Source organism: Halomonas sp. N3-2A (assembly GCF_002216165.1).
Taxonomy (GTDB): domain Bacteria; phylum Pseudomonadota; class Gammaproteobacteria; order Pseudomonadales; family Halomonadaceae; genus Vreelandella.
Genome location: NZ_CP022286.1, coordinates 4038431 through 4050660, shown reverse-complemented (window position 1 = coordinate 4050660; position 12230 = coordinate 4038431). Strand labels below are relative to the sequence as shown.

The following is a 12230-nucleotide window of genomic DNA, read 5'->3' as shown; positions in this document are numbered from 1 at the left end:
CGCTGGCGCAGGTAACGTGGCTTTAATGACTTATCATCCAAGGCCGTGCGGAAGGGAACATTTTATTGCCTTCCGCCGTATAAAATACTTGGGGCTTATGACGTTCTTGATGACAACAGCCTTTTTCGTGCTCACTATGCTGGTTACCATGCCTGGGCTCGTGTGCGGCTTTTTCATTCCGTGCAAAAGCGCTGCGCCGCGCTGGGTCCATCGTTAATAACTGAGGGGCGACCAGCAGTACTCGTGGTGACAGCGTTCCACACGTTGGGCAAGCGCAAGCATCACCTACTTCGCGCAGTGGAACCAGTTCGTGGAACAAGCCATGGGTAGCACATTTATAGTCATAGAGAGGCATACCACTTTCTCCTTGTTAGCATCCATTTTAAACAGGCAGCGATACTGGCGTGTCGCTGCCTTTCTCAATGCAGCGGTGGCTAAGCGCTCTACTTATCTTTGGAGAGCGGCAGATCAGCCCCCTGGGCGACTTGCGCTCCAGGCCCATTGGCATTCGGCTTCACATCAATATCAAAAATATCCGTTGGCAGCCAAAGTGTTGCGCAAGCATTGGGAATATCGACAACGCCACTGATATGCCCTTGTACGGGCGCGCAGCCTAGCAGCGAGTAGGCTTGAGCACCGGTGTAACCAAACTTTTTGAGATATTCGATGGCATTGAGAACAGCCTGACGATAAGCCACATGTACATCCAGGTAGTGCTGTTTACCCTGCTCGTCTACCGACACCCCTTCAAAAATCAGGTAATCATCGTATTTCGGCGTGATAGGGCTTGGCTTGAAAATAGGGTTCTTGATGGCGTACTTCTCCATCCCGCCTTTGATCAGGTTAACCCGCAAGTGGATCCAACCGGCCATCTCAATAGCGCCACAAAAGGTGATTTCCCCATCACCTTGGCTAAAGTGCAGGTCACCTACCGACAAGCCACCATCTTTAACGTAAACGGGAAAATAAATTGTCGACCCACGCGATAAGTCTTTGATATCACAATTACCACCATGTTCACGGGGCGGTACTGTTCGCGCGCCTTCAGCGGCAGCTTGTTGCTTGGCAGTGCCTGACAATTTGCCCATATGCGCCGTATCGGCGTAGGGCAGCGCGGCTAACTGAGGGATACGGTCAGGCTCGGTATCGTAAAGTGCTTTTTCTCGCTTATTCCATTCAGCCAACATCTCTTTTGAAGGTAGGCAGCCAATCAAACCCGGATGGATTAAACCAGCAAACTCTACACCAGGAATATGTCGGGATTTGGTGAACATGCCGTTAAAGTCCCAGATCGACTTTTGAGCCTCTGGGAAGTGCTCGGTTAAAAAACCACCGCCATTCTGTTTAGAAAAAAAGCCATTGAACCCCCACTGACTCTCCTCAAAGGTACCAATATCAAGAATATCGACCACCAACAAATCACCAGGCTCAGCACCTTCAACCCCCACGGGACCTGATAAAAAGTGAACCTGGGTTAAGTCCACATCGCGCACATCGTCGGCGCTATCATTGTTATGGATTTGCCCGCCAGTCCAGTCATGACACTCAACAATAAAATCGTCGCCAGGCTTTACCATGCAGGCCATGGGTATATCAGGATGCCAGCGATTATGGATCTGTTCGTTCTCGTAAGGTGATTGTTTAAGGTCAATTTTAATAATTGTTTCAGCCATAACAAACCTCTGTCACGTAACGTAGGATAGTCAGCGTAGAGAAGATCATTTCCCCTACCCCACTATGCAAAATAGTCACTCAGGCAGTTATAAGCTAATTACATCTCGATTATTACGCAGCCTTAACGAAACTCAGCCGAGTATCTGCTCAACAAATACTCAGGGGAGTGGGCTTTAGGATCATTCAGACAGAAGAGCGGTTCAGTAGTGTGACAAAAGGGCTTAGTCACCCTTTACGTTCAATATCGACATCGCTGGCCTGGGTAAAATCGTCCAGCGCCATCATATGGCCAAGCTTGCCCGCTTTCGTTGAGAGATAGTGCTCATTATGGGGATTTAGGCCTGTGGTAATCGGCAGGCGCTCAACCACATTCACGCCATCCCGGGTTAACGCATCCACCTTTCGAGGGTTATTGGTCATCAGTTTTAATGCCGTGATACCCAAGTGGTTAAGCATCGGCACACACAGGTCATAGCGACGCATGTCCGCACCAAAACCAAGCTGTTCGTTGGCTTCAACCGTGTCAGCACCTTGGTCTTGCAGATGATAAGCGCGGATTTTATTCAGCAGCCCAATACCTCGCCCCTCCTGGCGCAGGTAGAACAGCACGCCACGACCTTCTTCGGCAATTCGCTTGAGCGCTTCTTGTAGCTGATAGCCGCAGTCGCAGCGCATGGAAAACAGTGCATCACCAGTTAAACATTCAGAATGCACGCGCCCCAGTACTGGCTCGCCGCCGCTCACATCACCTAGCGTTAAGGCGATATGGTCTTTACCCGTGGCTTCGTCTTCGAAGCCGTGCATGGTGAATGTGGCCCAAGGGGTGGGCAGCCGGGAAGCGGCAATGAAGCGAATGGTCACAGGTTACCTCGTCGATTAACCAAACCAGCTAACCACACCGGTGTTGGAAAAATAAGAAAACATTCTACCAGGAAGCAGCGGTAGCCTCACGGTCTCAACAGGGAGAGGCGTTTTTAAGTACGTTTTTCAGTACAATTGCCGCCTTCAGACACAGTTATCTTCAAGTACCGTTATCTTCAAGTACAATGACTCCCTTACAATGCGGGCAAACTTCTCAAGAGCAAGTGTTTATGACCACCACACCTTTGCAAAACGACCGTTTTCTTCGTGCGCTGGCTCGCCAGCCCGTCGACCGCACTCCGGTGTGGATGATGCGCCAAGCAGGCCGCTACCTGCCAGAATATCGCGCCAGCCGCGCCGATGCTGGCAGTTTTATGGATCTGTGTCGCAACCATGACCTAGCTTGTGAAGTAACGCTACAGCCCCTTGAGCGTTACCCGCTAGATGCCGCCATTCTATTCTCAGACATCCTCACAATCCCAGATGCGATGGGGCTAGGGCTCTATTTCGAAACCGGTGAAGGCCCTAAATTCAGAAAAACCGTACGCACCCCAGAAGAGGTTGCAGCGTTAACGGTACCCAACGCCGAGCGCGATCTCGATTACGTGATGCGTGCCGTATCGACCATTCGTCGTGAGCTGAACGGCCGCATGCCGTTGATTGGCTTTTCGGGTAGCCCCTGGACGCTAGCCACCTACATGGTGGAAGGCGGTTCTAGCAAAGATTTCCGTCACCTGAAAACCATGCTTTACGATACGCCAGACACCATGCACCAATTGCTGGATACCCTGGCACAGTCGGTAACCGACTACCTAAACGCGCAAATTCGCGCTGGCGCTCAAGCGGTACAGATTTTTGATACCTGGGGCGGTGCGCTTTCAACCCCCGCCTACCTGGAGTTTTCGCTGCGCTACATGGAGCAAATTGTCTCCGGCCTAATTCGTGAGCACGATGGCCGCCACGTGCCGGTTATTCTGTTTACCAAGAATGGCGGCCAATGGCTGGAACACATCGCCTGCGCCGGAGCCGATGCGCTAGGTATCGATTGGTCGACCGAACTTTCCGACGCCCGCTCCCGCGTGGGCCATAAAGTCGCGCTGCAGGGCAATCTCGACCCCAACGTGCTGTTCGCCCGCCCCTCGGCCATTCGCGCCGAAGTGGCTCGCGTACTGGAGAGCTACGGCCACGGCCCGGGCCACGTCTTTAACTTGGGCCATGGCATCAGCCAGTTCACCAACCCTGACCACGTCACCGCCTTTATGGAGGCGCTGCACGATTTAAGCCCGCAGTATCATCAAGGCATTCCTACCCAAACGAACGCCCCGCGCCCAGGAGCAAAGTAATGAGCGATTTACGCGACGACCAGTGGTTTACCGAAGTATTTGATAGCCACGGCAGCGCTTTCTCGCTGAAAGTCACTGAGAAATTGCTGGATGTGCAAAGCCCCTACCAGCACCTGGAAGTGTATACCACGGAGACCTACGGCAACCTGATGGTGCTCGATGGCTGCGTGATGCTGACCGATCGCGACAACTTCCTCTATCACGAAATGATTGCCCACCCGGCGCTGTTCACCCATCAAGACCCCAAACGGGTGGTGATCATTGGCGGCGGCGACTGCGGCACGCTGAAGGAAGTGCTGCGTCATCCGGGCGTTGAAAAAGTGACGCAAATCGACATCGATGAAGAAGTGACCAAGGCCGCCGAGCGTTTCTTCCCAGCGCTGGTAGAAGCCAATGGCGACCCGCGTGCCGAGCTGCTGTTTGCAGACGGTGTGAAGTGGGTAGACGACGCTGCCGACGAGAGCATCGACGTGCTGATTATCGACTCTACCGACCCGGTCGGCCCCGCCGAAGGGCTGTTTAAAACCGACTTCCTGAAGCGCTGCCACCGTATTCTAAAAAATGGCGGCGTGATGGTGCAGCAAAGCGAATCACCGCTTTACCACAGCGGCTCTATTATTCGCGAACTGCGTAACGATATGCGTGAAGCGGGCTTTGATAGCGTGGCCACACTACCCTTCCCACAGCCGGTTTACCCTTCTGGCTGGTGGAGCGTCACGTTGGCCGGTAAAGCGACCAGCGTTGAAAGCTTCCGCGAACAGGCTGCCGCTGAGCATAAAATGCCGCTACAGTACTACACTGGTGATGCTCACCGTGGTGCACTATCGCTGCCGCCTTTTATGCGTAAAGCCTTCGCATAACTTAGCGTCTGCGAATAGCCAAAAAGCCGAGCATTGCTCGGCTTTTTTTATGTGCTTACGTTTACTTGCCCTTTCACGTTAAGGAATAACAAATGAAAACCGTTCGTTGGTTGGGAGTTGGAATTGGTGTTTTAGTACCTGCGATGGCCATGGCCAGCACGCTGGAAACCGTTCAGGAGCGCGATAGCGTACGTTGTGGCGTTAACGCTGCTCAGCCAGGCTTTTCGTCATTAGATGACAACGACCAATACCGGGGCCTGGATACCGATGTATGCCGTGCCATAGCCGCTGCGGCGCTTGGTGACGCGACAAAAGTAGATTTCGTGCCACTCGACTCGGTAGAACGTTTCACCGCGCTGCAGTCTGGCGAAGTCGATGTCCTATCACGCACCACGACCTGGACCTCAAGCCGTGACACAACGATGGGGATGAACTTTACCGGCGTAAGTTACTACGATGGCCAGGCCTTTATGGTGGCCAGCGATCTAGGCGTGCAAAGCGCCAAAGAGCTTGATGGCGCGGCAGTTTGTACCCAGTCCGGCACCACCAGCGAACTCAATCTTTCTGATTACTTCCGCATCAACGGCATGACTTATGATGCTGTCGTTTTTGATGCGCCTGAGCAGTCTATTGCCGGCTTTGAAGCGGGCCGTTGCGACGTTTTAAGCTCCGACGCTTCCCAACTGTATGCCCAGCGGATGCAGCTTGCTGATCCCGACATGGCGGTCGTGCTCCCTGAAATTATCTCGAAAGAACCGCTGGGCCCAGCCGTTCGTCAAAATGATGACCAGTGGTTCAATCTTGTGAAGTGGTCGCTGTTTGCCATGCTAAATGCGGAAGAGCTGGGCATTACACAAGCTAACGTAGATGAACAGCTTAATTCGGAGAATCCTGATGTCATGCGCCTGCTTGGTCAAGATGGTGACTTTGGCGAGCCAATGGGGATCAATTCTGACTGGGCGTACCAAATCATCAAGCAGGTGGGTAACTACGCCGATATCTTTGATAGAAACGTTGGTGCCGACTCTGACTTCAAGATTGCCAGAGGCTTAAACGCCTTATGGAAAGATGGTGGCATTCAGTACGCACCCCCTATTCGTTAATCCTATTCATCCTTCAAGCCCGTTAATCCATCACACTGAGCGACACTATTTTTTAAGCTAACAGCCACATTAGCGACTATGCATCAAAATAGAGCAATCACTAGTCGCTAATGTTTCTTTTTGCACCAATACTTTCGTATACAGCAGGCATTTTGCGTTGAAAAGCGCTGAATTTGACGACATATCCTTTCTGGCACCTTCCTTGCTAGCTTCTAGTGTCATGCATCTGCATGCATAACGACATTAAATCGAGTAAGGGGAACGACCATGATAAATAAAAAACACTTGGTACTGCTGGCCTCCGCGGGTGCTATCACGTTGGCCGGTGTCGCCACTGCTCAAGCTGATACGTTAGAAGACACGATGGAACGCGGCGCCGTACAGTGCGGCGTCAGCGACGGCCTGCCAGGCTTTTCCGCCCCGGACGATGAAGGTAACTGGCAAGGACTCGACGTTGACGTATGCCGTGCCGTTGCAGCTGCCGTTCTCGGTGATGCCGATGCGGTGAACTACATTTCCCTGAACGCCGTAGAGCGCTTTACGGCCCTGCAGTCTGGCGAAGTCGACGTACTATCACGTAATACCACCTGGACCACCACTCGTGACACCACGCTGGGCCTCAACTTCACTGGCGTGACCTTTTACGACGGTATCGGCTTCCTAGTTAACCGCGATCTGGGTCTGAGTGGTGCCGACGAATTGGATGGTGCCGCTATTTGTATCCAGTCTGGTACCACGACCGAACTCAACGTAGCCGACTACTTCCGCGCCAACGATATGCAGTTCGACCCCATTGTATTTGATACCTCTGAACAAACCGTGGGTGGCTTCCAGTCTGGGCGCTGTGATGTATTAACCTCGGATACGTCTCAGCTGGCGGCACTGCGTATTCAGCTAGATGAACCGGACAGCGCGGTCATTCTACCCGACATTATTTCCAAGGAGCCTCTGGGCCCTGTGGTACGTCAAGGCGACGATGTATGGTTTAACATCGTGAAGTGGTCGTTATTCGCCATGATTAACGGCGAAGAGTATGGCGTCACCAGCGAAAATGCCGAAGAGATGCTCAACTCTGAGAATCCTGATGTTGCCCGCCTACTTGGCCAAGATGGCAACTACGGTGAAGGTATGGGCTTAGAAGCCGATTGGGCCTACAACATCCTGAGCCAAGTCGGTAACTACGGCGAAAGCTTTGAGCGCAACGTCGGTATGGGCTCTCCGCTTGAAATTGAACGTGGTGTTAACGCCCTCTGGAACCAAGGTGGCTTCCAGTACGCACCGCCGATTCGCTAAGCGTCTCGTTTGACCCCGGCCCGCCGCCCCATCCTTCCAAGGGCATCGGCGGGCCATTTGATTGACCGTCCGTATCGCGGAGACGCCTTCCATGTCCGTAAGCCCTAACACTCGTCCCGCTGGCCACAAGCCGCCGTTTTGGCGAGATCGCGCCAAACGTGCGCTTATTTTCCAGCTACTCCTCGTCGCCGCTGTGGCAGCCTTTTTGTTCTACATTGTCGGTAATGTCCAAGACAACTTATCCGCACGTGGTATCACCACCGGGTTTGGTTTCTTGGGCAACACCGCAGGTTTTGGGATTGTGCAGAGTCTGATCGACTACTCATCTCAAAGCACTTATGGCCGTACCTTCCTGGTTGGCTTACTGAATACGTTGCTGGTGGGTGGCCTAGGGGTATTGGCCGCGACCATCATTGGCTTTATTGTTGGCATCGCCCGCCTGTCGCCTAACTGGCTGCTAGCGCGCTTAGCCACCGCCTATATCGAAACCTTCCGCAATATTCCGCTGCTACTGCAAATATTCTTCTGGTACTTTGCGGTATTGCGCACGATGCCAAGCGCCAGAGATAGCCTGGCATTTGGCGAAGCCATTTTTCTCAACGTACGCGGATTGTATTTACCCCAGCCGCTGTTTGAGTCTGGCTTTGGCTTGATCCCTCTTACCTTCCTTGTCGCCATTGTTGCCAGTATTGCCCTGGTGATATGGAACAAGCGTCGCCATGAAGCCACTGGCAAACGCCTACCGGCTTACTGGATCTCGTTTTTACTGATTTTTGGCTTACCGCTGTTAGTGCTAGTTGCCACTGGCGTGCCAGTCACCTGGGAAATGCCGGAACTACGCGGCTTTAATTTCCGTGGCGGTATTACGGTAATCCCTGAGTTCCTCGCGCTTTGGCTGGCACTGTCGATTTATACCGCCTCGTTTATTGCTGAAATTGTCCGCTCTGGCATTCAGGCAATTTCGCACGGGCAAACGGAAGCTGCACAGGCACTAAGCCTGCCACGTAACCTGGTACTTCGTCTGGTGGTTATCCCTCAGGCACTGCGCGTCATTATTCCGCCGCTAACCAGCCAGTACTTGAACTTGATTAAGAACTCGTCGCTGGCAACCGCCATCGGTTATCCCGACCTTGTCTCGGTGTTTGCAGGCACCACGCTGAACCAGACCGGCCAAGCCATTGAGGTCATTGCAATGACCATGGCGGTCTACCTAACCATCAGCCTGCTGGTGTCCATGTTTATGAACTGGTTCAACGCCCGAGTGGCACTGGTTGAACGCTAGGCCGACGGTGAGGATATTGATATGATCCATAATCAAACAATCATTAAAGAGCGGCCAGCCCCCAGTAGTTCTGTCGGGGCGGTTGCCTGGCTACGTGCCAATCTGTTCAACGGCCCGATCAATACTATCTTTACCCTAATCGGGCTTTACATACTCTATTTGCTTGTCGTTCCCACCGTTCAGTGGGCGTTTTTGAATGCTGATTGGATCGGCACCACACGAGATGACTGCTCTCGGGAAGGGGCTTGCTGGGTATTCATCAATGCACGCTTAACCCAGTTTATCTACGGCTTGTATCCCCGTGAGGAAATCTGGCGAGCCAACATCGTCTTTGCTGGTTTCTTTACGCTGATAGCCTGGCTAGCTATTCCCCGCCTGCCCCTCAAACGTTGGGTGGCGATATTCGCGCTCGTCGGTTTCCCCATCGTTGCCTATGTGCTGCTGCACGGCGGCTACTTTGACATGCCTCGCGTGCCTACGCATCGCTGGGGTGGCTTACTGCTAACCCTGCTGCTGGCCACCGTCGGTATGGTGGGCGCACTGCCTATCGGCATTGTGCTGGCGCTGGGGCGGCGCTCCAATATGCCCATCGTGAAAAGTTTCTGCGTCGTATTTATCGAGTTCTGGCGTGGGGTACCGCTGATTACGGTGCTATTCATGGCCTCGGTAATGCTGCCGCTGTTCCTACCCTCTGAAATGAATGTAGACCGTTTAGTACGGGCGCTGATCGGCCTAACGCTATTCCAAAGCGCCTACATGGCCGAGGTGATTCGTGGCGGCCTGCAAGCCATTCCAAAAGGCCAGGAAGAGGCTGCTGCTGCGCTTGGCATGACCTACTGGAAGCGTATGGGGCTGATTGTGCTTCCTCAGGCGCTGAAAATGATGATTCCCGGCATTGTGAATACCTTCATTTCGCTGTTTAAAGACACCACCCTGGTCATGATCATCGGGCTATTTGACCTATTGGGGATCGTGCAAGCAGCGCTGGCCGACTCACGCTGGCTGGGCTTCTCACTGGAAGGCTATGTCTTTGCCGCCTTCATGTTCTGGGTCTTCTGTTTCAGCATGTCGCGCTATAGCCAGTATTTAGAGCGCAAGCTACACACCGGTCATAAGCGCTAACGCCGCTTTTATTAACGATTTTTTAGCAGGATAAAGACATGACTCAAGCAGCTACCGACATCTCTGGCACCCCGACTTCTGATCTAATGGTTGAAATGCGCGGCGTTAATAAATGGTACGGCGATTTTCACGTGCTGCGCGATATCGACCTGGAAGTAAAGCGCGGCGAGCGTATTGTTATTTGCGGGCCTTCAGGCTCGGGCAAGTCAACCTTGATTCGCTGCATTAACCATCTGGAAGAGCACCAGCAAGGCGATATCGTGGTAGGCGGCGTACCGCTTACCCAAGACGTTAAGCGTATCGAGCAAATCCGCCGTAGCGTGGGCATGGTATTCCAGCACTTCAACCTCTTCCCTCACTTAACCGTGCTGGAAAACTGCTGTATAGCGCCCATGTGGGTGCAAAAAAAGCCGCGCCGCGAGGCGGAAGAAATGGCTATGCAATACTTAGAACGGGTGCGTATTGCTGAACAGGCGCTTAAGTACCCGGGTCAGCTTTCCGGCGGCCAGCAGCAGCGGGTCGCCATTGCCCGCTCACTGTGTATGCACCCTGACGTCATGCTCTTCGACGAACCAACGTCGGCCCTTGACCCAGAAATGATCAAGGAAGTGCTAGACGTCATGGTCGAGCTTGCCAATGAAGGCATGACCATGCTGTGTGTGACCCACGAGATGGGCTTTGCCAAAACCGTCGCCGACCGGGTAATTTTTATGGACCAAGGGCAAATCATCGAAGAAAACGCCCCTGAGCCGTTCTTCAATAACCCGCAGTCAGAACGTACCCAGCTATTCTTAAGCCAGATTCTGGGGCACTAAGTAACGCAATTGATAAAGCAGTTGATAAAGCAATGGGCCTCAGCGAAGGCCCATTGTTATATCCAGCGCTGCCGATTCATTGACCGCTCCCCCGCAACCACTGCCAACCCGACTAACTCCCCAGCGGGGTAATACTGGCAGGCTGCAGGGCAGGTTGCTCGCGGTGTTGCGTCAGCGGTTTATTGGCGAGTGCTGTGAGCAATATCTGTAGTGGATCGCCATGGCTCACCACCAGTACCGTCTCACCTTCACAGCGGCGCTCTAGCTCCTCAATCACTGCATACATCCTTGCGGCGACCTTGCTGACCGCCTCCACCTGATGCTGTTGATGCTCAGCATCCTGGGCATCTAACGCCCATACGTCAGGGTAATGTCGATCCGATTGGCCATCGAGCTCACCAAAGTAGCGCTCACGAAGGCGCTCCTCTTTCTCCAGCGTTAAGCCAAACGCTGTAGCAACTCTTTCAGCGGTTTGCGTTGTCCGCAAAAAGTCCGAGTGCAGCACTTTGGTGGGCGTCGGCCAACACCATTGTGCAACGACTGTTGAGAGCTGCTCCTCACCCAGAGGCGACAAGCCGAAGTCGCAAAGCCCACGCCCAGGCGAACTAATAATGAGGCCTTGTTCGTTCGCTTGGCTATGGCCATGGCGCATCAACAGATAGCGATTTCGCCAATGGTAGAAGGCAGCTGTGAAAGTGTTTGACATATCTTCGTAATAAACCCTAGATTGAAAGAGATCGTTTTCGAAAAATAAACATCTAGCGCTACAAATGTCCACTTGCGAAACGTACGCGCAGTAAAAGAAGCGCTGAATTCGATAGTGGATAGCACAACACAAAAATAACGCACATAAGAGGCTAACTATGGAAACGTCACGTTTCTGCAAGCGTCCGCTTGCCATGCTAGCGGCTGCATCACTGCTCCCCTTCGCACTCCTCTCTACCCATGCCTTGGCAGAGTGCGAGCGTGGTGACCTGGACCCACTGTACTGCGATGAAAACGGCGACATGGTGGCTGATCGGCCAAGCGACGAGTCTGGATGGGCAAACCCGGACACGCTTATTTTTGCTTATACCCCGGTAGAAGATCCGGCCATTTATTCGGATATCTGGCAGCCCTTTATTGATCATCTATCCGAGGTCACCGAACGCGATGTGCGCTTCTTTGCTGTTCAATCTAACGCCGCACAAGTCGAAGCCATGCGCAGCGGGCGCTTACACATTGCTGGCTTCTCGACCGGCCCGACTCCTTTTGCCGTGAACTTAGCAGGCGCGGTCCCCTTCGCACTGATGGGGTCAGATGATGGTCAGTTCGGCTACACCCTGCAGCTATTTACCCACGTAGACTCAGACATTGAGAGCCTGGAAGACCTCAAGGGCAAGCGTGTTGCCCACACCTCGCCAACGTCCAACTCCGGTAATCTAGCGCCGCGTGCCTTACTGCCAGAGCTTGGCATCACTCCCGAAGAGGATTACGACATCGTTTACTCGGGCAGCCACGATCAATCGATGTTGGGCGTCGTCGCTCGGGATTACGATGCCGCGCCGGTGGCTTCTGAAGTGGTCGAGCGTATGGCAGCACGTGGTCTTTACGATGAGGAAGATGTGCGTCTGATCTACGAATCTGATCGATTCCCAACCACTTCCTATAACTACGCCCATAACTTACACCCGGATCTTGTAGAAAAAATCGAGGAAGCCTTCTTTACCTTCGATTTTGTCGGCACCGAGCTTGGCGAGGAGTTTGAAGGCGTCGAAAAGTTTATTCCGATTAATTACAAAGATAACTGGCAAGTGATTCGTACCATCCAGGCAGCTAATGACGTGAGCTATACACGAGAAAACCTGGAGTAACAACGATTGCGCCGCCCCCAGCGG

The 12230-nt window shown here is 53.1% G+C and carries 12 protein-coding genes; 8 read left to right on the top strand and 4 right to left on the bottom strand.

Annotated elements, in window-relative coordinates:
• Nucleotides 1–22: 22 nt before the first annotated feature.
• From CEK60_RS18915 to ribA, 3 genes are all read right to left on the bottom strand, one after another.
• On the bottom strand, nt 23–355 hold the full coding sequence (locus CEK60_RS18915; protein ID WP_038479420.1) for an FmdB family zinc ribbon protein: 333 nt from the start codon (nt 353–355) through the stop codon (nt 23–25).
• An 88-nt stretch (nt 356–443) separates the two neighbouring features.
• Nucleotides 444–1673: a formamidase gene (gene fmdA / locus CEK60_RS18910; RefSeq protein WP_089040306.1), complete on the bottom strand. Its 1230-nt coding sequence runs from the start codon at nt 1671–1673 to the stop codon at nt 444–446.
• A gap of 226 nt (nt 1674–1899) precedes the next feature.
• Nucleotides 1900–2535 carry a GTP cyclohydrolase II gene (ribA, locus tag CEK60_RS18905; protein ID WP_030071109.1) on the bottom strand — a complete coding sequence of 212 codons (636 nt, stop codon included), beginning with the start codon at nt 2533–2535 and terminating at the stop codon, nt 1900–1902.
• Nucleotides 2536–2765: 230 nt separating this feature from the next.
• On the opposite strand from ribA, the gene hemE reads away from it, so the two are divergent.
• The 7 genes from hemE to CEK60_RS18870 all read left to right on the top strand — a co-directional run bounded on the left by hemE (nt 2766) and on the right by CEK60_RS18870 (nt 10353).
• The gene (gene hemE / locus CEK60_RS18900; RefSeq protein ID WP_089040305.1) at nt 2766–3878 is read left to right on the top strand and encodes a uroporphyrinogen decarboxylase; all 1113 of its coding nucleotides are present in this window, start codon (nt 2766–2768) and stop codon (nt 3876–3878) included.
• Nucleotides 3878–4738: a polyamine aminopropyltransferase gene (gene speE / locus CEK60_RS18895; protein WP_038479432.1), complete on the top strand. Its 861-nt coding sequence runs from the start codon at nt 3878–3880 to the stop codon at nt 4736–4738. Before hemE ends, speE begins: the two co-directional genes overlap by 1 nt.
• 92 nt (nt 4739–4830) lie before the next feature.
• Nucleotides 4831–5841, top strand: coding sequence for an amino acid ABC transporter substrate-binding protein (locus CEK60_RS18890; RefSeq protein WP_089040304.1), 1011 nt, complete (start codon nt 4831–4833; stop codon nt 5839–5841).
• A gap of 267 nt (nt 5842–6108) precedes the next feature.
• On the top strand, nt 6109–7134 hold the full coding sequence (locus tag CEK60_RS18885; RefSeq protein WP_089040303.1) for an amino acid ABC transporter substrate-binding protein: 1026 nt from the start codon (nt 6109–6111) through the stop codon (nt 7132–7134).
• A 91-nt stretch (nt 7135–7225) separates the two neighbouring features.
• Nucleotides 7226–8416 (top strand): amino acid ABC transporter permease, encoded by a 1191-nt coding sequence (locus CEK60_RS18880; protein ID WP_089040302.1) that lies wholly within the window; start codon nt 7226–7228, stop codon nt 8414–8416.
• A 21-nt stretch (nt 8417–8437) separates the two neighbouring features.
• A complete protein-coding gene (locus tag CEK60_RS18875; protein WP_089040301.1) occupies nt 8438–9538 on the top strand; it encodes an amino acid ABC transporter permease in 1101 nt (366 codons plus the stop codon).
• A gap of 86 nt (nt 9539–9624) precedes the next feature.
• Nucleotides 9625–10353 (top strand): amino acid ABC transporter ATP-binding protein, encoded by a 729-nt coding sequence (locus tag CEK60_RS18870; RefSeq protein WP_009723183.1) that lies wholly within the window; start codon nt 9625–9627, stop codon nt 10351–10353.
• A gap of 112 nt (nt 10354–10465) precedes the next feature.
• On the opposite strand, the gene CEK60_RS18865 is transcribed toward CEK60_RS18870, so the two are convergent.
• Nucleotides 10466–11059, bottom strand: coding sequence for a histidine phosphatase family protein (locus CEK60_RS18865; RefSeq protein ID WP_089040300.1), 594 nt, complete (start codon nt 11057–11059; stop codon nt 10466–10468).
• Between the two features lie 157 nt (nt 11060–11216).
• On the opposite strand from CEK60_RS18865, the gene phnD reads away from it, so the two are divergent.
• A complete protein-coding gene (gene phnD, locus CEK60_RS18860; protein WP_089040299.1) occupies nt 11217–12206 on the top strand; it encodes a phosphate/phosphite/phosphonate ABC transporter substrate-binding protein in 990 nt (329 codons plus the stop codon).
• The last annotated feature ends 24 nt before the right edge of the window (nt 12207–12230 follow it).